The following is a 22,458-nucleotide window of genomic DNA, read 5'->3' as shown; positions in this document are numbered from 1 at the left end:
AATGAAAAAAACACTGTTAAGTATAGTGTCACTAACCGTATTAATATCATGTAATCAAAAAGAGCAAGAGTCCAAAAGTAAGCCCGTAGAACAAGAAATAGTTCAAAAAGATTTTCCTTACGGTAATGTGCCCCGTGAGAAGCCGGACAGAAATCTAAGTTCTGCTTTTGAACGAATTTATGATGGTACCTATGGCGGGCTGGAAGTAAGCTCTAATGAACTTTTTTCGAACTTTAAATACACGCCTTTAAAAGGCTTTGATTACCACGGTCATGATGGCACGGTATCCAGAAGAGATGCCAGCAAAATAGTAAAGGTTGATGACACCTATTATTTCTGGTATACCCACCGTGAGACCGGTGTTCCTCCCAATGAAAATGGCGGAAACGATACCATTCCTTCACGAGATTGGGATCTATCCGAAATATGGTATGCAACAAGTAAAGATGGTTTTACTTGGGAAGAACAAGGTGTAGCCGTTCCCAGAACCGAAAAACCAAACCCAGGTTGGCGTTCCGTCTCAACACCTGATATTTTAATCTATAAAGGTAAATACTATTTGTATTATCAGGCATACTTAAATATGCCCGGAGGCCCAGGCACTAAAGGAGATGATTGCCCCGTAGCGGCCTCTGTCTCCGATTCGCCAAATGGTCCATGGACACCTTCCAATAAAGTGGTTCTAGACAATGGACCCGAAGGCTCGTGGGACCAGTACGTAATACATGACCCCTACCCTCTAGTTCGCGATGGAAAAATTTATATTTACTACAAAGGTGAGATGGGTGGTGACCCCAAAGTACGTGCACAAGGTTTAGCCATTTCAGAAGACCCTTTTGGTCCGTTTGAAAAACACCCGTTAAACCCGGTAATAAACTCCGGTCACGAAACGGCTCTTTTCCCTTTTAAAGAAGGATTGGCGGCATTGGTGAGCCGCCATGGTCTAGAGCACAATACCATACAGTACGCACAGGACGGTGTTAATTTTGAGGTGGCCGCCATCACCGGATTAATGCCCATTGCCCCTGGCCCCTATGTTCCAGATGCCTTTACCGACACCAAAGATGGTCGAGGGATTTCCTGGGGCCTCTGCCATTTTAGGAATGTAGGAAAAGCTGAAGGTAAAAGCCATAGCTTTTTTGCAAGGTTTGATTGTGACCTGAGCTTAGATGTAAATGACCCACATATGAAAGAAACCGATATTTTTAATCACCCTGAAATCTATTTTCAATTTGGTCTTTCAGAAGAGCAATTAAACCGAATTAAACAGACTAATTAGAGTGACTCCTTAAATTGTAAAAGCCCAATTTCCTAAGAAATTGGGCTTTTGTTTTTATCGTCTTTCTCTATTATTTATCAGCTTTGATTTTCAATATAAATTGGCCTGTTTTTAAACCTTCCGATTCTGCATTAACCGTAATATTACCCGAATTGAGATTGGATTGAAGGAGAAGCAAACAACGACCTTTATCTGTTGTAATTTGGGTAGATTGATAATCCTGAATATTTCTGGCAGAACCATTATCCACACCCAATACTTTTGCGTCTCCGGTAACGGAAAAAGAAATTTTGGCATTAAGATTTTTCACGGGATTTCCCTTACTATCCACTATTTGCGCTACTACGTGAGCTACATCTTTACCATTGGCAGATAATTCACTTTTATCTACGGAAAGTTCTATGGCGTATGGAGCTTCGGCAGTTTGCATCCGTGCTTGGAACTCTACTTTTTTTCCATCAATATATCCCTCTGCCCTAAGTTCTCCTGCACTAAATGAAACGGCCCATTTGTAAATATGGTCGTCAAAGTTGGCTAGTTTCTTCATTCCCAGTGAAGCATCGTTTAAAAACAATTCTACTTCATCACAGTTGGAATATATTTCTACAACCGTAAGTTCATTAGAATCATAATTCCAATATTCATTACTCTCGTGCCAAAACCATAACGCTTTTTCCCACCCGTTTTCTTTCTTTTCTATGGGTTCTCCAGCTTTGTTCAATTTATAAATAGATTTCTCCAAAGACTGCGTTGTCATGTGTAAATGTGGAGCATTGTTCCATAAAGTTTTCATCATGTGGTATGATGTTTTTTCAAAACCAGCCTGATCTAGCAACCCGCTCTGAGTTCCCTTTTTAGGCCAACCTCCATTGGATTCTCCCATATAATCTATTCCTGTCCACAAAAATAGTCCAGAAATAAACGGACGTTCCATAACCGCCTTCCATTCATGCCATTGGGGAAGGTTCTCCGTTCCCATAACAACTTTGTTTGGATAATTTCTGTGACCATAATCATAGATTACCCTTCGGTAACTATAGCCTACTACATCCAAAGCATCGGCATAACCGGATAAATGACTCGCTGAAGGCAAGATACAATTGGCCGTTACATAACGTGTAGTATCCAGCTCTTTTGTCCATTTTGCTAATTTTTTCGCGGTTTCGCCTATATCATATTTCCCTTTAGGCAAAGTATTCAATTTTTCCCTTATCTGCTCTACGGAGAACGGTGGTTCCGAAAAGAAGTAATTGCCCTGCCATTCCATATTGTTAAAAAAACCGGTGGCGTCCGCATTTCTAGGATAGGTCCACTCTATCTCATTCCCAATGCTCCATTGTATGATACTAGGATGATTTCTATGTGCTAAAACGGTATTGGTCAAGTCCTTTTTGGCCCACTCTTGAAAATGTTCTGTATACCCCCTAGTTATAGCATCTACACTCTGCTCATTCATGTTTTTTCTTTTGTCCTTTGGATTATCCCATTCGTCAAAGAACTCATCCTGTACCAAAAAGCCCATTTCATCACATAAATTCAAAAATGCCTCCGAACCGGGATTGTGTGAAATACGGATAGCGTTACACCCTGCTTCTTTTAATTTGCCCAAACGTCTTCTCCATACATCATCGGGAACAGCTGCACCTACTAAACCTCCATCATGGTGCAGGCAAACCCCTTTAATTTTTCTATTCTTACCGTTAAGAAAAAAGCCCTCATTAGGGTCAAAACGTATGGACCGTACGCCAAAATTAGTTTCTTGTTGATCCACTACTTCTCCATTATAAATAATAGAGGTTACAGCTTTGTAGAGATAAGGAGCATCAATATCCCACAAAACAGGATTTTCAATGACAGCGGATTGCCCTTGAACGAATTGTTCATTTCCATCAACAGTTATTAGGCTGATTTCAGTACTGACCTTTTGACCTGTTTGATTGTAAATTTCCGTTCGTAGTTCCGCTTTTTTACCTTCGGAAAAATCATTCTTAATTGAGACCGAAACAGATACTTGGGCTTTCCCTGCTTCTATTTTTGGAGTAGTCACAAACACGCCCCAAACCGGTATATGCAACTTGTTCTTCACCAAAAGTTTTACGTCTCTGTAAATTCCCGAACCGGTATACCAGCGACTATCCGCATAGCGGGTTCTATCTACATTTACCTCTATAATGTTCGAATCTTTTTCCGAATTCAAATAAGGGGAAATATCATAGTAAAACGGAGAATATCCGTAGGGGTGTTCCCCTACCTTTTTTCCATTTAATGAAACCTCAGAATTATTATAAACCCCGTCAAACAAAACATAAGCCTTTTCATCGGGCTTAAGCCGAAGAGGGAATTTTTTACGGTAGGTTCCCGTACCACCGGGGAGATAACCCGTAGCACCTTCTCCGTTTATAGAATCAAAAGAGGCCTCTACGCTCCAATCGTGAGGAAGCCTCACATCCTTCCAATCGGCCGTTTGCCCGTTTATATCAACCAAGCGAAATTCCCAATCAAAATTAAAATCGGTTATGGTGTGAGGTGAAGCTTCAGTTGATACTTGCTCATTACATGCCAGCAACGGGAAAACCATACCTACTAAATAGAAAAAGTATTTTTTCATATGTAATTCTTATGATAAAAAACAGCACTAAAAAAAAGTCCGATTGAACAGGAATAGAAACAACCGGACTTACTACTAAAAACAATATTTTCAACTGCCTAAACCAAACTATTTTCTATCCCAAGCCATTGGCATAAGCAACAATTACAATTCCGGCAATCATACAACCAAGGCCTCCGTACAATAAGTTCCTTGCTTTAGGCGAGGCACTCACCCACTCTTTAGTGACCAAACCGCTAACAATTGCCGTGGCCACAGATGCTGTATTAAATATAGCGTAGCCTACGGTATTACCAGAAGCTCCAAGTTTAAAAGCAGCGTATGCAAATAGTGCAGATGCGGCATAATGGAATACGGCCATAATTAAAATAAGGAACAGGTTTTTGCCAAACGCAGGTGTCTTGAAATCTCCCCAAGCCTTTTTGGCATTAAGTTGCCATAGAAAATAGGCCGTCATAACAATACCTCCACTAATAAAAATAGGGAACATAACCGCTACGGCAGTAATCCAATCGGCATTGCCTTGCGCTACACTTGCTTCGTGTAAATAAGGTCTACCGGCAGCATTGGCATAACTGAAGCCTGTAGCCAATAATCCGCCCACAATGGCAATCATAATACCCGTAACCATAGATCCTTTGGCCGGAGTGCCCTCAGATGCCATTTTTGCTTCATCTTTTTCACGGGTAAGGCCAGCTTTACCATTTAAGATAACTCCCAATAATACCACTAAGATACCTACCAAAATATAGGTCAACACGTTGGAAGGTGGTAGTCCATCCTCTATGAAAGGTAATAAGGATCCTACCAAAATAATAGTCCCGATAAAAATAGAAAAACCAAGGGAAAGCCCAATATGGTTAATAGCCTTACTCCACATCATAACCCCTATACCCCAAAGAAAACTGGTAAGTCCCATTTTTACCCAAATATCCGTTGGCATGTTTCCAAAAATCTCCCCAAACCCCTGAATTAAGGTAACAGAGGCAATAATAGGTACAACGAACATCGTTAAGAGAAAAAAGAGACTCCATGTATTTTCATACTTAAAACCCTTTGTGAACTTTTCAGGAAGGGCATAAAGGCCCAACATCAATCCAGCGAAAATCGCCAATAATACTCCTTCAGTCATAATTTGAATATTTAATTAAGACCCGACTTACCCTTACTGCAAACGGGACCATTTTTTATTTACCAGTTGAATTTGAAAATAGTGGTACTGTCATAAGATTCCCCCGCCCTTAATATACTTTTGGGAGCATCCGGAATATTCATACCATTGGGATAGCGGTGCGTTTCACAACAGAAACCACGGTATTTTCCATACTGAAGCCCAGATTCACGTTTTAGTTCATCAGAAGTATATTTGCCGGTATACAATAACATTCCCGGTTCCGAAGTAAAAACCTCCATGGAACGCCCACTTTTAGGTTCTTTAATTTCCGCCACTTTATCAAGCTTAAATCCTTTGTTCTCAAACAGATAAAAATGTTCAAAACCATCCCCCATGGCATCATGAACCTCTTTTATAGTTTTTTCGGACCGTAAATCATCGGCTTTACCATCTACCGAAACATTTTCTCCCGTGGCAGCGCCCGTCTCATCCCACACTTGTTTGCGATTTGAATTTACCATAACCGAATGACCTTCAACATTTTCAGAAAATCCGGAAAGATTGAAGTACGTATGATTGGTTATCGTAAAAGGAGTGTCTTGGTCACTTATGGCCGCGTACTCTATTTTAAGTTCGTTAGTATCGGTTAATGAAAAAGTTACCTTTACCGTTACATTACCTGGAAAACCTTCCTCTAGATGCTCACTTTTCAGTTCCATTTCAATTCGTGCCGCATCATTGGAGAAAGAATTTACTTGCCACACTTTTTTATCAAAACCAACTTTACCTCCGTGAAGGTTGTTTTCTCCAACAATTTTTGCCAACTCATATTCCTTTCCGTTCAGAGAAAACTTGGCATCCTTTATTTGAGAACAATAACGACCTACCGTACCTCCAAAGTAAGGAGCGTTTGCTTTATACGCATCGGAAAAATAACCGTTGAACGAATCAAAACCACAAACAATTTCTTCTGTACTACCCTCTTTTTGAGGTAAAAGAATTGAAGTAATGGTAGCACCGTAATTAGAAATTTTTACAGTTAACCCATTATCGTTTTCCAATGTGTATTGGTGAATCGTTTCTCCATCCAATACACCAAAATCCATTTGTGTTGTTTTCATTATCGTAAGCGTTTTGATATATTAATAGCTATTATTTAGATTGATATGGAGCTAGTTTCTCCCAATCAAACTCCACTCCCGTTCCCGGTGAATCCGGTGCTACGGCAAGATGGTTCTTAACAACTAAAGGCCTCTTGGTATATTGGTCAATAGGAAAACTGTGCACCTCTAACCAGCCCGAATTAGGCTGTGCGGATACCAAACTTACGTGTAGCTCCTGCATACCGTGAGAACATGCCGGAATATTGTGCTTATCAGCTAATCTTGCTGCGGCCAACCAACCTGTGATTCCACCACAATTGGAAGCATCCGGTTGTACAAAAGATAGTTTTGCCTGGTCCATGGCATATTCAAATTCATGAATAGTGTGTAAGTTCTCGCCCATAGCCAACGGAAAGCCCGTGGCATCTGCAATTTGAGAGAACCCCATGTAATTATCAGGTATAATTGGCTCTTCAAACCATGTAATATCGTATTCTTTAAAGCGATTGATAGCTTCAATGGCTTTGTCTACGGTCATGGAATAATTGGCATCTACCATAAACGTTACATCTGGACCAATAAATTCACGCACTGCTTTGATGCGCTCAATATCCTCATCTAGGTTTTCACGCCCTATTTTAATCTTGACCGCGTTAAAACCTGCGGCCAAATATCCTTCCATATTCTTCAAAAGCTTAGGAATAGGGAACTGTAAATCTATTCCACCACAATAGGCTTTGCACGTATTTCCAGCACCACCGGCCATTTGCCAAAGTGGTTTTTCTGCTTTTTTACAGCGGATGTCCCACAAAGCAATATCAATTGTAGAAACAGCAAAAGAAACTATTCCACCGCGGCCTACATAATGCATGTGCCATTCTAGGAAATCATAAATTCCTTCTACATCCGTACCGTCCTTACCTATCAATGCCGGAGCTATATCATGGTCTACCATGGCTTTAATGGCGTTTCCGCCTTTTCCACCTGTATACGTATAGCCCGTACCCGTGCTTCCATCCTCTAAAGTAATGGTAGAGGTAACCAACTCAAAATGCGTATGGTCTCCGTGTTTGGCATCGTTCATGACTTCCGGTAGCGGAACCCTGAACAACTTACAATCAACCGATTTGATACTTGTGCTCATCTATGCCTTATGTCTAATGTAAAATGTCTTTTTCTCCATGTATTGCTCAAAGCCATACTTACCATCTTCACCACCAGAACCACTTAATTTGTAGCCGTTATGGAATCCTTGGTGTTGCTCTCCATGACCTCTGTTTACGTATATTTCGCCGTACTCAAGCTCATCGTTACATTTCATGATCGTATTCATGTCATTGGTAAACACCATAGCCGCAAGACCGTATTCGCAGTCATTGGCATATCCAACCACTTCTTCAAAAGTTTTGAATTTCAATACGGGTAGAATAGGTCCAAAAGACTCTTCATGAACAATGGTCATATCTTGCGTTACGTTGGTCAAAACGGTTGGTTCAAACCAATATCCTTTTTCAAAAGCACTTCCTTCCGGTTTTTTACCTCCGGTAGCCAAAGTAGCTCCTTCTTCAAGGCTTACCGCTACCAAATGCTCCATATGCTTTAATTCCGAAGCATTTACTTTAGGTCCCATGTCCGTATCCTCCAACATTGGATCTCCCACTTTTATGGCCTTTGTTTTAGCTAGGAATTTTTCCATGAACGTATCATAAATACCTTCATGCACATACATTCTTTCGTTACAGGTACAAACCTGTCCACAGTTGTCAAAACGGGAATGTAATGCTGAATCTACAGCAGCATCAATATCCGCATCTTCAAAAACAATAAATGGTGCTTTACCTCCCAGTTCCAATTGAACGTGGGTCAGGTTTTCCGCAGCATTTCTTGCAATAGCCTGCCCAACAGGAGTAGACCCGGTCATTGTTACCATCTTGGTAATAGGACTTTCAACAAGTGCATTACCCATAGCCCTACCCGGACCGGTCAAAATATTGATAACGCCATCTGGAATACCCACTTTTTTGGCCAAATTACCCAACTCAAGTGTTGCTAGCGGTGTTTCTGAAGTTGGCTTGATAACGATAGTATTTCCTGCGACCAAAGCTGGTCCTAACTTACGTCCTGCCAATGCTAACGGAAAGTTCCAAGCCGTTATGGCAACCACTACCCCGCGAGGTATTTTTTGAATCCAAATTTGCTCATTTGGATTATCCGAAGGAACAATATCCCCTTCAATTCTTCTTGCTCCTTCGCAGGCATACTCAATAAACGAGGCCGTAACGGCAACTTCGCCCTTTGCTACTTTCAATAATTTTCCTTGCTCCTTTACCAAAAGCTCCGCCAGGAAATCAGAATTAGCCTTTATCTCATCTGCCAATTTGTACAATAACTCCGCACGTGAACGCGCCGGTAGTTTTTTCCACTCCTTTTGAGCTTTATCCGCTGCAAGAAGTGCTTGTTGCGCCTCTTCTACGGTTCCGTTTTGAACCCGTGCTACAATTTCCTCTGTAGAAGGGTTTACAATGTCAATGGTTTCTCCAGACGTAGATGTCACCCACTTTCCGTCTATAAATAGTTGGTATTCTTTAATTGCTGACATGATGTTATGATTTATGTTTTCTATATGTGTCCATTCTTGTTGCTGCTTTGCCCTCAAACCTTCTTTCGAGTTGCCAAAGCGGTCGTTCTAAAGTAAGTTCCCAATCAAAAAGCATTTTGTAAAGTTCCCGTACTTTCTCAGGGTGCTCCGTGGCCAAATCGTTAACCTCGGAGATATCCTCTTTAATATTATAAAGTTCTGCAGGACGATCAGGAAAGCGTACCAATTTCCAGTCGTTATGCCTAATAGCTCCTCTAGCCTCTTTCTTCCAATACAGGGTCTCATGAGGTTTTCCCGTTTTGGTATCCGTTAGAAACGGAATAAGGTCCACACCGTCCAAACCTTTAATATCACTTACATTACCACCAGCTGCAGTAACAAAAGTTGGTAGTAAATCTAGTGTACTGATTGGGTTGTCATAAACGGTATTTGGCTTTAATTTACCCGGCCATGACATTAAAAAAGGAACGCGAATGCCACCTTCTAAATGGTTTGCTTTGGTACCACTTAACGGATGGTTAGAGGATTCGTTTGAATCAGACGGTCCGCCATTATCATTTGTAAAAACAATAAGAGTATTTTTATCCAGACCCAATTCCCTAATTCGGTTTAAAACTTTGCCACAGGCTTTATCCATAGCGATAGCCATAGCCGCCAATGTTTTTCTCTTACCCGTTAGGTCCTGAACCTTTACCAAATCTTCTTCCTTTGCCTCCATTGGGGTGTGTACCGCGTTGAAAGACAAATAGATAAAAAAGGGATTTTTTTGGTTCCTTTCCATAAATAAAATAGCCTCATCTGCTAATCCATCCGTTAGGTAACCTTCATATTCTTCATACTCCCCAAAACCTCTTTCTAACCTATCCTCATTTCTTTTAAGTTGATTTTCCGTTCCGTAAGGCATATAACTTCTTGCGCCTCCGCGGAAACCGTAAAACTCATCAAAACCTCTTTTAGTAGGGTGAAACCGGTCTGCATTGCCTTGATGCCACTTGCCGAACAAGGCTGTTCTGTAGCCTTGTTCTTTAAGGTAATCTGCCACAGTCTTTTGATCCAGCGGAAGCCCCATATCATCTCCGGTGAGTCCGCTTTTACTCATAAGCCCAGGAACATTGTTCTCTTCAAACCCGAATTTCTGCTGATATTTTCCTGTCAGCAGTCCCGCTCGTGAGGGACCACATACGGCCGCAGAAACATATGCTTGGGTAAAACGCACCGAACTTTTAGCGAATTTATCAAGTTCAGGGGTCTTAAATTCTTTGCTTCCCTGAAACCCAAAATCTGCGTAACCAGCATCATCCGATAGTATAAAAACTATGTTCGGTTTGTCTTGCGCCCAGCAATTTAGAAGCATAAAAAGGGACGCAAAGAGCAAGAAAACCTGTCTTGGCAATTTCATTTTCCGTATTTATTATTGGATCTTTTGTTCTTTTTGAGTTGATTATCTACCCATCCAACCGCCGTCTACCAACATGGTAACACCGCTCATATAAGCTGCTGCATCTGAACTTAAAAAGACTATGGGTCCTGCAAAATCTTCTGGCTTGCCCCATCTACCTGCTGGTATTCTAGACAAAATAGATGCAGACCTATCCGGATCATTTCTTAGTGCCTCAGTATTATCCGTACTGATGTAACCTGGCGCTATAGCATTTACATTAACACCTTTACCAGCCCATTCATTGGCGAAAGCCATGGTCATTTGGCCAATTGCCCCTTTACTAGCGGCATAGCCCGGTACCGTAATACCTCCTTGGAACGTTAGCAATGAAGCGGTAAAAATAATCTTGCCTTCACCGCGAGCTACCATTTCCTTACCTATTTCACGAGTTAAAACGAATTGTGCAGTTTGGTTGATTTCAATAACCTTATCCCAGTATTCATCAGAATGCTCAACTGCAGGGGCACGAAGAATAGTACCTGCGTTGTTGACAAGAATATCAATTTTAGGGAAATCATTTTTCACCTCTTTTATAAACTCGTACAATGATTCCCTATTACTGAAATCACACGTATAGGCCTTAAACTTTCTTCCGGTAGCTTCTACTTCTTGTTCTACCATGCTACCATGCTTCTCCAGAGAAGCACTCACACCAATTATATCTGCACCGGCTTCTGCCAATGCTACGGCCATAGCCTTACCAATACCCCTTTTACAACCTGTTACTAAAGCTGTTTTACCTTTTAGGCTAAATTGATTTAATATGCTCATTTTCTTATGCGTTGGTTCTCTTAATTATTGTTGACAGTCCATTAGTACTTTCATACCGTCAGGATTATTATCTATGTTCTCAAAAACTTGTTGAATATTGGTCAGCGGCTGTACGTTCGTTATCATATCTTCAAAAGGAAGTTTATTCTCCGTAATAAGCTGAATGGATTTCTCGTAATCTTCTTTCTCGTAAACTCGGGCTCCAATCAAACTAAGCTCTTTCCAGAAAAATTTGAAAAGGTCCACTGGCTTCTTCTCTCCGTGAATAGCTACCATCAATATTCTACCACGAATACCGGCTACCTCGCACATAATATCCAAAGCGGGCTGTACACCTGCAACTTCAAAAACCACATCTGCACGGCGATTATCGGTTTGCTCCTTAACATATTCAACCAAATCAACTTTCATAGGATTTACGGCATGTAACCCCATAGACTCAGCTTTGGCAATACGTTTTTCGTTTACTTCCGAAATAATAACATTTGCCCCTACATCTTTGGCCACCATAGCCACCAAAAGACCTATTGGTCCGCCACCCAGAACAACTGCAGTTTCCCCTGCAACCAATCCACTTCTACGAACATCATGTGTAGCAACCGATAATGGCTCTATTAATGCGGCCAATTTTAAATCGGTTTCCGCTTTTAGTTTATGAAGTACAAATGAAGGTACGTTCCAATATTGTTGCATAGAGCCCGGACTATCGATACCAATGAATTTTAATTCTTCACAAATATGATTGAATCCTTTATCAGAAGCCTTAACCTTACGGTCATCCAAAGGACGAACAACTACTTTGTCCCCCACTTCAAAACCTTCTACTCCTTCTCCCACAGCATCAATAACCCCGGACATCTCATGACCAATGGTCTGAGGCATGGAAACCCTTTTATCCATCATACCATGATAGATGTGCACATCCGTACCACACACCCCTGAGTAAGCCACTTTGATTCTGACATCACCTTTTACAGGTTCTTCAATCTCCTTTTCTACTACAGAAAACGTTTTGTTTCCTTTATAAACTGTTGCTTTCATTAACTATATTCTCTATTATTTAGATTCGCCTTTTGCTGTGTGAGACGTTTTTCTCTCTGAAGAAAACCGCATTATACTTTGATAATCACTATTATTATAAACGTGTGTTAAACCCCATCGTAAAATTTCCGTAGGTTCTTTTTCAACATCTGCCGTCCTATTCAAACCAATGGCATGTGCATTAACTCCCGGAATTACAGATTTAATTTCAAAATTGATACCGTCCGGTGCCCACTGAAGGGTGTTTTTTTCCGGACCGTCCGTAGTTATCAAAGATGCTATACCGCCATTGTAAGGCCATACACAGATTTCATGACCACTATTACTGATCGGGTTATAAGGTGATTTTACATACGGCCCTTTAGGATTATCCGCTATTGCCACCCCATGACGAATTTGTCTTCCACCAAAAGTAATTTCCTCGCCCATTTGCTCTCCTTTGTAGTACAGATAGAATTTTCCTTTATACGGTAGAATACAAGGATCATGAACTTTATGACTATCAAAATCTCCCTTTTTCTCAACTAAATGGCGGTTTTGCTCCTCACCTTTCCAAATTCCATTATCCGCAGGGCTCAAAATAGGCTCTTCGCTTTTGGTCCATGGTCCGTTTGGTGAATCTGCCCAAGCCAGGCCTACTTGATTCTTTACCCGAACATTATATGGGGATTTTACCGTTTGATAGCAGAGGTAATATTTATCTTCCCATTTCATAATCTCTACCGTAAAGACAGAACGGTCATCATAAGCGCCCTTTTCACCTCTAGTAACTGCAGGACCTTCTTCTTTCCACGTCCACCCATCTTCAGAAGTTGCATACCAAATATCGCAACGGTCCCAAGGAAACACTTTTTCCGTTTCAATATCACCACCAAAACCTTGGGTTGGACCCGTACTTTTCGTATACCAAACGTAATACTTGCCGTCTTCCTTAATGATGGCGCTCGGGTCACGACGAACAACACCTTCTTCATAAGCCAAATCCCCTTTTAAAGGTTGAAGTGGACCAAACTGAATAAACCATTCATTACCCAAATCCGTTGGCCACTTTAAAGCTCTTTTTGATGCTGCACTTAAATGGTTGGTGTCCGTTATACCAAGATGGTCTATTTGTTCTGCGGTAAAAGTTACCTTATCATCACAATCTGTGGTAGATTTCATTTCATTAGATGTTTTGGGAGAGTTGCAGGCCGAAACTAGCACCGCAGCAAGAATTAAAAAATGTGAGTATTTGTTCATGATTATCGGTTACTTGATCTATAATTAAATATACCTATTTCTTTACTAACTGGCACTGCTTAACATGCTATAATCAGAAGGTGAAGTACCATAAAATCTTCTGAAACACTTACTAAAATAATTGGGGTCACTAAACCCTACTTGATAGCTTACCTCCGCAATGCGCAATTGCCCTTTTTCTAACAATTCACCAGCCCTTAAAAGCCTTATATTCTTCATATAATCTTTAGGCGCATGACCTGTAAGTTTTTTTAATTTTCTAAAAAACGTAGACCTACTTGTATTCATATCAAAAGAAAGGTCATCTACCCAATAGGTATCATCGGACATATTCTCTTCCATAAAAAGCGTAATTCTGTTCAAGAATTCCCTATCACGCACACTTAAAGACGAAACCTCCGCCTCCTTTTTTTCTAAGAAAGTTTTCTGAACGCTAATTTCCTTAACCGTGTTCTTTTTTTCAGACTTCTCCTTAAATACACGCAACCGCTTAGTTGAGCCTTCTCCAATCTCCGTTTCCAAAACTTTCAACTTTACACCTAATGAGTTCAATGCACCCAATATTATTGCCGGCATATTCAAACCCTTATTGAACACTCCGTTATATACAGGTACATCGGCTCCACAATCGTCTATAAAATCAACTTTTATGCGTAGTTCTCCATTTTCGAACACTCCCTCACCATTTTCAATAGTACTAGGAGCATTCTTTTCATTTAAAATAGTTGCTTCCATGTGGTGTTGTTTTTGATTCAAATAAGAAACTAGTTTCATATTTGAATCAAAAATATATAAAAATTTGACATATCCATATATTTGGATGCTATTTTTTTAAGATTTACTTCACAAACCCCCTAAAAAACATCAAATTCTTGCACACGAGACCATTAGCGTTGAAAAACACTACAAAAAATAATAAGGAAAAAGTGCAGAATATTACCCTAAAGATCTATACCTTAGGACTATTTAAGAAAACTAATTATGATAATCAATGGGTTAGATATCCCAGTTTTGTAGAAATCTCCAATGCGTATTGCTTAACGATTTTGCCCTTGGCCTCAAATTCCGATGCCGGGAGACGTCCGTAAGGAGCTGTAATCCATAGTGCGGCAACTGGGTAACCGTGTTCATTAAAAATGGGAGCGCCTACACAGTTTATTCCCTGTATGTCTTCACTGTTATCCACAGCAAAACCCTTGGCCTTAACCTCTTTAAGAACGGTTTTATATTCCTTTTTAGAAGTAATAGTGTTTTCGGTATATTTTCTTAACGTTTTTCCCCTTAAGGCTTCATCTGCCTCTTCTCCAGATACATTGGCCAGAATACATTTACCTCCTACGGAGCTATGTAAATCAAATTGGGTTCCCGGTTCTACAAAAAGTTTTACGGGATGCGAAGATGGTACTTGTTCCAAGATAGTACCCGTAGCCCCTAAAAGCACGCCCAGCATTACCGATTCTTTTAACTCATCGCGAAGCGCACGCATTACGTCTATGGACTGCTCTACTATACTCTGCTCGTTCATGGAGGATATTCCCAGGGTGAGCATTTTTCTAGAGAGTGTAATTTTCTTGGTTGTTTCGTTTTTCTGAAGATAATTTTTAAAAATCAAAGTGCTTACGATACGAAAAGCACTGGACTTTGTAATGGAAAGTGTTTCTATAATTTCCGCAAGGGTCATACCCTTGGTACGGGTAGCCAGCAATTCTATAATAGACAAACCTCTTTCTAAATTTGGGACATTATAAGTTGATTTTATCTCTACTTTCGCTTTCTTCATTACAAAATATTATACCCGCAATTTAACACTCTTCTTGATATTTTGATAAAAAATATCACTAACATGAAAAGCATTTTCATTGAAATCTACTTATATAGACGATATATATTCCTCTAAATTTACAGACCTATTCAGTTTCATTTTCTTTCGTAACCTATATCTAGTGGTGTGCACCGATTCTACAGAAATACCTAAAAGCCTAGCCATTTCCTTACTGGAAAAATTGAGTTTAATCAAAGCACATATTTTTTGGTCTGCCTGACTTAATTTGGGGTAAAGTGTTGTTATTTTAGTATAAAAATCTTGGTTTACCGCAGTAAATCTCAATCTAAATTCTTCCCAATTATCATTTTTATTGTGAGAAATAGATTTTAAAACTTGTTTAATTTCTGGCTTATCCACGCTCCCTTCCGCTTCTTTTAGACGCTCTGCAATTTCTTTTAAGAATTCATCTTTCTCAACCATTTGTAAAGCAGTAACTGCCAATTCTTTGTTCTTTAAAGCTAGAAGCTCTTTACCTTTTTTAATTTCTAGCTGCTTGTTTTTCCTAATAAGTTGCTTTTCTGCCAGATGTCTGGATTTTTGATATTTAAAAAAAGTAATCCCTATAATAATCAAGAAAACCAAAGAACCCATTAAAATTATTCGTTGCAACATGTAGATTTCATCTGCTTGCTCTAATTTTTCTAAACGTTCCTTTTGAACTAACCGTTCCTGCTTTTCTTTTTCAACCCTAAATTCATCTTTGATTTCCAACAAACTTTGATTTATTGCTGTTCTACTATCAAAAAACTGAGCATCTATTTCTTTAGCTTTTTTTTGATTTTCAAATGCTTTTTCAAACTCTCCGTTTTCTTCAAACAGAGTAGCTAACTTTTCATGTACCAAAGAAGAAAAATCAACGTGACTGTTATATTTACTGGACACTTCCAAAGCTTTTTTATAATACAATTTTCCTTGTCCGAAGTTGGATAGATTCGCATAAACATCGCCCATATCAGAATACACCAAAACCAAATAGGAAGGCCTGTTTTCTATAAACCAAGGCTCTACTTCTTCTAATATTTCTAGAGCCTCTTCATTTTTGTTACTCTCTGAAAGCTGAAAGGCTTTTTCAAAATTAAGGTAAGCCATAGGTAACTGACCTCTTACAGGGGCATAGTGACTAAAACAACTATCTAAATAAATCTTTGCCATTTCCGTCTGGCCCAATATGCGATGTGTTGCACTCAACAGATAGTAATTCATTACCAAATCCGCCTCTTGTAGCCGTCCCTTTTCTACTAATTTTCGATTAATATTTAGCGATGTCTGTAAATATTCCAAGGCTTGATCTTTCCGCTTAAAAAAACTGTATAGCCTTCCCAGCCAATTATAAACAGAAGCCTTTAGTTCATCATTTTTAGATTTATCAGCTAAGAATAATGCAAACCAAAGCGTATCATAAGATTTGGTATAATCTACGTGCTGCCCATAAATAAAAGGCATTTCGAGCAAGGCTTTTACGGCATTTACCGTATCTCCTTTTTTTAAAAATTCCTCATGCTTATCTTGTAGAAGTACCAAAGCACTATCCGGGTTATCACGTCTTAGTTTTTTGGTTTCGCTAAAAAATACTTCTACCAAAGAATCATTTTCTTTCTGAAAATCATCTTGTGCAACCATGTTTTCCGTTGCCAAAAAAACCAAAAAGAAAAATGAGAAAAACCGTATAATTATTGTAAACAGCCGCATACTTTTAATTGGTCACGGTATTTACCCTAAACAAATCGTGAAGGTCATTATTATTGATTACTAGTAGATATCTGTCTTTTTTTGTACTCAAACTCGTTATATTCCTAACATCTTTATCCGCAAAAAAGCCAGACTGTAAGCTATTAGTATAGCGGAATTTTCCCTTACCATTACCTTTCAAGAAACTTCCCACCCCTGCATCGGACCGTGTAGTTTCTACTTCGGACTGATAATTATTACCGGCCAATACTAAATCCTTAAGACCATCACCGTCAAAATCTTCAAACAAAACACTGTTAATAGGCGCTATTTGCAATCTATTTTCAAATGGCTCAAAACTGAACTTATCACCATCATTCTTAAATATTCCCGACCTAAACTCTGTAGCCTTATAATGGAGTGCGGTCTGCAGGCCTTCGCCCATTATTCCCTTTAAATCCTTACTAGCAAAATCAGTATAAGTTGGTATGGTTTGCGCTAAATGCGGTAACTGCTGAGTCATACACCCCTTACCCCTAACGGGAACCTGTTTGCCATCATATTCCTTGGCAAGAATAACATCTTCAGATCCATTCATATCAAAATCTGACGTATAGATTTCAAACGGTTTCTCATAAGAAGCGTGAAATTTTGAATTGAGGCCTAAATTGCCTGCAACAATATCTTTATCACCATCCCCATCTATATCTTCAACTAAGAGCTCGTTCCACCAACCTACTGCATTTGCCAATTCTGGGTATGCGTCACTACGCTTAAGTTTATTGTTCTCATTTAGAAAAACCTGAATTCCCATCCACTCTCCCGTTATTACCAAATCTACTTGTTGATCATTGTTTATATCAATCCATTTAGCGTCAGTTACTAAACCTAACCCTTGTAATTCAGGGGCCAACCTATCATTTTGTATCGTAAATTTACCTCCATCATTAATCAAAAGTAAGCTACTCGCAGGATGCGGATATTTACCCGTAATAAGCCTTCCGCCTATAAATAAATCAATATCGCCATCATTATCATAATCAGATGGCACTACTACAGAACCGGAGATACCAACTTCAGGAATTGCATTTTCAGCTTTCCTGAAATTTCCCTTGCCATCATTCAAATACAACCTATCTACCAACATCCTTGGGTTTTCTTTAAACTCATAACTACCGCTAGCAACATAAAGATCATTATCCCCATCTCCGTCTGCATCAAACAAAGCGGCGCCAATATCTTCATACCCCTTATCACCTATAAGAGCTTGGGAAGCTATATTCTTAAATGAACCCGATGTATTTACCAGTAGCCGCCCTGTTTGCTCTCTTCCCCCGCCAATGAATATATCTTCTTGCCCATCTCCATTAACATCTCCTTTTGCCAAAGCGGGACCCAGTTGTGATAATTTATGGGGTAGAAGAACCTGCAAGTCAAAGTCATTGAAGTACGGATCTGAATGATGGTAATCAAAAGTGACTTTGGTAAAAAGTAAATCTCCCGTACTTTTCTCATTTACTTTAGTTTCCGCTAAGCGATAATTCAACTGCAAGGATTGATTGGCATCAACATTTTTCAATTCCTGAATTTTTCCGTCAGGCCAAATAACCTCCAGCCGTTTTACGGATAAATGTTTCCCGAGACCGAAGTAAAGGGAGCTTGGAACAGAGGACAAAAAACCTCTTGTTGGCGTAACTTGGCGTGTTTGCTTTGTACCATCATCAAAGTATAAGTTTACGGTAGCGCCAACTCCAAAAGTATTATTTCCGGCAGCAATCAGGTCTAACTCCAAATAGTGCTTACGCTGATTATCAACGGCTCTATTTTCTAAAAAAGTAGCTTTATCGTTTATGTTATTTACAACTATATCCAGATCTCCATCATTATCAAAATCTGCATATGCAGCTCCATTAGAAAATGAGGGCGCACTATCTACCCAAGATTCACTTGTGTCCTCAAAAGTTAAATCCCCATTATTCCTAAAGAAAAAATTCCTTAGTTTTTGTTGTGGTAGCATCTGTGCAAATTTTAGAAAATCCTCATCCGTAGGTTTTCTTTTGTTGGTTCGTAAAATTTCTAAAATTTCATTGTTTTTATCTCGGTCAATAACATCTCTAAACACACCGTTAGTAATGAAAACATCATTAAAACCATCCAAGTCAAAATCAGCAGACAAAAGTGCCCAACTCCAGTCTGTATTGGCTATACCGGCCATATTTCCAATCTCACTAAAAGCACCATTACCGTTGTTGACCTGTAACATATTATGCATGTATTGGTGGTGATACCCATTTTCTACCATGTTTTCAAAATCCGCCACAGATGTCATGGCCATGGTAGTTTTAGACCGCACATAATCTTGCGGGTTCATATCCAAGGTCATTAAATCCAGAAGCCCATCATTATCAATATCTGCCATATCACTACCCATGCTATTAAAGGACATATGCTTAAACAATTTATCCCTAGACTCAGTAAAAGTCCCATCCCCATTATTGACGTAAGCCAAATCAGGCACATTAAAATCATTGCTGATGTAAATATCGTCCCAACCATCATTATTTAAATCGCCCACTTGAGGATTCAAGCCAAAACCTATATCATAAAGCAGACCTGCTTTCTTGGAGATATCCGTAAAATGTCCCGTTCCATCATTCTGATAGAGCCTATCACTTCCCTTTAGCTCCAAACTTTTAAGGTCATTTTGAACTTCATTTAAATCTATTATTTCCGTTCTACTGGTTATATCCGGAGTGTTCGAAATATAAACGTCCAAATCATTATCCTTATCAAAATCAAAGAAAGTAGCTTGAATGGTTCTGTTGGCATCGGCCAGCCCCATTTCTTCGGCACGCTCCGTGAAAGAAACACCTGTTTCCCCAGAAGGTCCATTATTAATATAAAGTAGATTTTTGAATTTACCCTCTTCATCCTTCCATCCGCCTCTAGATACGTAAATATCCAAAAGTCCGTCTCCGTTAACGTCAACCATGGTCACACCAGTATTAAAACCAGGTTTTTGCTCAATACCTGCTACTTCCGTAATGTCTTTGAACTTGAGATTTCCCGTATTGAGATATAATTTATCATCAGATGAATTTGAGGTAAAATAAATATCATCAAAACCATCATTATTTATATCCCCCACAGCAACACCTCCTCCAATATAGGTGTACATGTATTTATAGTAATTGGACTCTAATGATTCCTCTAGATGATTTACAAAATCGATGCCTGTTTGTTCCGAAGATATTGAAGCGAACAAATACTCTTTTAGAGTTTTTTCACTTACCTTTTCTTTATCGTCTTTCGTGTTTCCACACGAGAAAAAAGCTAGAGAAACCAAACTTGAAAAAATATAAAAAACTGAACTTTTTAGCCCGTAATTTATTCTGGAGAGAACCATAAAAAATAATTTAAAAAATTTGCTGGTTTGTTACCCACAAAATACAAAGTTTAATGCTAAAAGCCTTATTCTATCGCCATTTTTATAGATTAAAACAACCTCTATTTGACTGGTCTATAATTTGGTGATAAATTGATAATTAATTAGATTCGTTTTCTGCATAAAACCATCCGAGCTAAAGAATAAATATCATGACTTCAAAGAAAAAAATACTGAAATCTGCTTTTTTTGTATTGGTCATTTTTCTCGTGATTTTTATTGGTTACTATTATTACTTGAGGAGCACTTGGGATAATTTTATTAGTGAAAAAGAATTGACAGAATTTGTTACCAAAGTAAAGTTCGCAAAAGAGTTACCGGACCAATTTTATGAATTGTACGAACAAGAACACCCCCAAATTTTAACTTCTAGCCTAAATCAACAATTAGGGAGAGGTTTTTTTTCAAAAGACTTTATCAAAAGTCCAAGCCTTTTGGCCGCTATGATTTCTGAATACAGCCGACAGGAAGAAGATACTACAAGATTGTCAAACAAAAAGGCTTACGTTCTAGCTTGGAAATTAGAAGAAGAGACAACTCAAAAAGAATGCTTGAATTGGGTTCTTGAAAATTATAAATTTGACCTCTACATCCATGGAATAAATGAGGTTGCCAATTTTTATTACAAGAAAGAAGTTTCTAAACTTAGTGAAAGGGAGCTTAAAGACATCATCGCATTAATGCGCAAACCTAGTATTGTAAATGTCCCTGATCGATCTAATGAGGATTTGCATTAAATTCAATGCAAAGTGTTTTCTAATCTTACCCAGGAAATATTTTGATTACTAGAAATACTTGACTCTTTTGGCCCAATATCCAAATTAAACGCTCCTAACAAAAGGTCTAAATCACCATCATTATCATAGTCTTTTACATCTATTGTTTGCCATCTAAAATCTGGTAGACCGTTAATAGATTTTGGTGTGAATTTTAATTCTCCTTCATTCAATAAAAGTTGAACACTTTTAAAATTTGAATCTGTAAAATTGCCAAAATTTGAAATTGCAACAATATCATTATCTCCATCTGAATCAAAATCTTCTACCACTACTTTACTTACTCCGTGAATAGGATAGAAATAATCTTCAGTAAAGCTTTTATTGCCCATATTCAACAGAACCCGTACTCCATGAAAATTTTTAAGAACCGTAGACAGGTCTGAGTTGTCACCATTACCTATAATAATATCCTTTAGCCCATCACCATTCATATCTCTTAATTGAAAATCTACAGAGCCAAAGGCTGGTTGAAATTGAACCACTTTTTGACCGCTAAAGATATTATTCTCGTAATCCCAAATCATGATATATTCATGTTCTTGAGCAAACAAAACCACAATTTCATCTTCATCATCGTCGTCCATATTAGCCATTTGCACCTTTATTGCTCCGGACAAAGGATGAATTATCTTTTTGCTGTAAGTTCCATTTTTTAAATTCTCGAATAGAGAAAAATCACCAATATTGTTGCCATAGTTACATATAAATACATCATCATATCCGTCAGAATTAACATCATGAATTAAAAAATCTACAGGTCTCCTTAAACTATCTATACTTTTACTGCCAATTTTTAATTTGCCGTTTGCCACATCGGACGGGTTCATGCTTCCAATGGTTAAAATATAATCCAGAGAATCCTTAACGACTATCTTAACCGGCGGACTTTCCAATTTCTCAGTGTTAAGGATTCGGCCTTCGTTATCTGCCGTAAGTAACTCAGAAGAACTAGCATTCCCCAAAAAAACTTTTTGTTTTTTACTATCATAAAAAGTCGTGGAAATAACGGATAGAGAATCATAAGAAAACAGATGCGTTTTGAACAAGCTGCTTATTTCTAGATTTTTAACGGAACGTTGCGAATAATCATTACTCGATTTATTTAAATAGTAATGAACTATTTTATCCCATTCTTCTTGAGTAAGCATAGGATCCAAATTGATTTGAGTCCCGGAATTATCATAACTATAAATTGGACCGTGGGATATACCCATTTTTAAGCCCATATTAGGTAATATCATTTCCCCCCAAATTCGTCGAGGCAAGGTTAAAGGAGCCGGGTACATATGACATGATGCACAATGCACCTTGGCCAATTTCTCGCCTTCTTCATGCCTATCCTTCTCGGTACAGCTCACTAGAAAACAAAAAGTTATGATTCCAAAAATGATATTAATAATCCAATTAGTTATTACGTTCATTTAAAGTCTTTGATTTTTAAAAATTCTTGTTTTTTGTTACAAAAGGTTGCTCTAAAATAACGCTTGAATTTCCAATAAAAAGAAAAAACGGTAAGATTTAAAAAATCTTACCGTTTTACTCAAAC

General features: G+C 38.7%; 16 protein-coding genes. 2 read left to right on the top strand and 14 right to left on the bottom strand.

All coding sequences use genetic code 11. From position 1 onward, the window contains the following. The first annotated feature begins 1 nt into the window (after position 1). A complete protein-coding gene (locus SJY45_RS02265; protein ID WP_400073119.1) occupies positions 2-1,279 on the top strand; it encodes a glycoside hydrolase family 117 protein in 1,278 nt (425 codons plus the stop codon). A 70-nt stretch (positions 1,280-1,349) separates the two neighbouring features. On the opposite strand, the gene SJY45_RS02260 is transcribed toward SJY45_RS02265, so the two are convergent. The 13 genes from SJY45_RS02260 to SJY45_RS02200 form a co-directional block, all read right to left on the bottom strand. Beyond that, entirely contained in the window at positions 1,350-3,887 is a 2,538-nt protein-coding gene (locus SJY45_RS02260; RefSeq protein ID WP_400073118.1) for a glycoside hydrolase family 2 TIM barrel-domain containing protein, read from the bottom strand. A gap of 115 nt (positions 3,888-4,002) precedes the next feature. Continuing rightward, on the bottom strand, positions 4,003-5,019 hold the full coding sequence (locus tag SJY45_RS02255; protein WP_215914498.1) for an L-rhamnose/proton symporter RhaT: 1,017 nt from the start codon (positions 5,017-5,019) through the stop codon (positions 4,003-4,005). 59 nt (positions 5,020-5,078) lie between these two features. Beyond that, positions 5,079-6,122, bottom strand: a complete 1,044-nt coding sequence (locus SJY45_RS02250) for an aldose epimerase family protein (protein WP_400073117.1) — start codon at positions 6,120-6,122, stop codon at positions 5,079-5,081. A 31-nt stretch (positions 6,123-6,153) separates the two neighbouring features. Beyond that, positions 6,154-7,248, bottom strand: a complete 1,095-nt coding sequence (locus tag SJY45_RS02245) for a mandelate racemase/muconate lactonizing enzyme family protein (protein WP_289062941.1) — start codon at positions 7,246-7,248, stop codon at positions 6,154-6,156. After that, positions 7,249-8,703 carry an aldehyde dehydrogenase gene (aldA, locus tag SJY45_RS02240; RefSeq protein ID WP_252735937.1) on the bottom strand — a complete coding sequence of 485 codons (1,455 nt, stop codon included), beginning with the start codon at positions 8,701-8,703 and terminating at the stop codon, positions 7,249-7,251. 4 nt (positions 8,704-8,707) lie between these two features. Further along, entirely contained in the window at positions 8,708-10,102 is a 1,395-nt protein-coding gene (locus SJY45_RS02235; protein WP_400073116.1) for a sulfatase, read from the bottom strand. 42 nt (positions 10,103-10,144) lie between these two features. After that, positions 10,145-10,909: an SDR family NAD(P)-dependent oxidoreductase gene (locus tag SJY45_RS02230; RefSeq protein ID WP_215914840.1), complete on the bottom strand. Its 765-nt coding sequence runs from the start codon at positions 10,907-10,909 to the stop codon at positions 10,145-10,147. Positions 10,910-10,939: 30 nt separating this feature from the next. After that, positions 10,940-11,956, bottom strand: a complete 1,017-nt coding sequence (locus tag SJY45_RS02225) for a zinc-binding dehydrogenase (RefSeq protein WP_400073115.1) — start codon at positions 11,954-11,956, stop codon at positions 10,940-10,942. A gap of 15 nt (positions 11,957-11,971) precedes the next feature. Beyond that, on the bottom strand, positions 11,972-13,195 hold the full coding sequence (locus tag SJY45_RS02220; RefSeq protein ID WP_215439252.1) for a family 43 glycosylhydrolase: 1,224 nt from the start codon (positions 13,193-13,195) through the stop codon (positions 11,972-11,974). A gap of 45 nt (positions 13,196-13,240) precedes the next feature. After that, a complete protein-coding gene (locus tag SJY45_RS02215) occupies positions 13,241-13,930 on the bottom strand; it encodes an AraC family transcriptional regulator (RefSeq protein ID WP_215439250.1) in 690 nt (229 codons plus the stop codon). A gap of 253 nt (positions 13,931-14,183) precedes the next feature. Continuing rightward, positions 14,184-14,975: an IclR family transcriptional regulator gene (locus SJY45_RS02210; RefSeq protein WP_289062936.1), complete on the bottom strand. Its 792-nt coding sequence runs from the start codon at positions 14,973-14,975 to the stop codon at positions 14,184-14,186. Positions 14,976-15,065: 90 nt separating this feature from the next. Next, positions 15,066-16,640 (bottom strand): hypothetical protein, encoded by a 1,575-nt coding sequence (locus SJY45_RS02205; protein ID WP_400073114.1) that lies wholly within the window; start codon positions 16,638-16,640, stop codon positions 15,066-15,068. 73 nt (positions 16,641-16,713) lie between these two features. Then, a complete protein-coding gene (locus tag SJY45_RS02200; RefSeq protein ID WP_400073113.1) occupies positions 16,714-20,094 on the bottom strand; it encodes a VCBS repeat-containing protein in 3,381 nt (1,126 codons plus the stop codon). 191 nt (positions 20,095-20,285) lie between these two features. Here SJY45_RS02200 and SJY45_RS02195 point away from each other — a divergent pair, with 191 nt between their 5' ends. Continuing rightward, the gene (locus SJY45_RS02195; protein ID WP_400073112.1) at positions 20,286-20,870 is read left to right on the top strand and encodes a transglycosylase domain-containing protein; all 585 of its coding nucleotides are present in this window, start codon (positions 20,286-20,288) and stop codon (positions 20,868-20,870) included. A gap of 2 nt (positions 20,871-20,872) precedes the next feature. Here the strand turns inward: SJY45_RS02195 and SJY45_RS02190 are convergent, their stop codons facing one another. Continuing rightward, the gene (locus SJY45_RS02190; RefSeq protein ID WP_400073111.1) at positions 20,873-22,333 is read right to left on the bottom strand and encodes an FG-GAP-like repeat-containing protein; all 1,461 of its coding nucleotides are present in this window, start codon (positions 22,331-22,333) and stop codon (positions 20,873-20,875) included. Between the last annotated feature and the right edge of the window lie 125 nt (positions 22,334-22,458).

The sequence above is a fragment of the Zobellia russellii genome (assembly GCF_044597075.1).
Lineage (GTDB): Bacteria > Bacteroidota > Bacteroidia > Flavobacteriales > Flavobacteriaceae > Zobellia > Zobellia russellii.
Note: the sequence above shows the minus strand (reverse complement) of the source record. Positions and strands in the feature narration are given on the sequence as shown.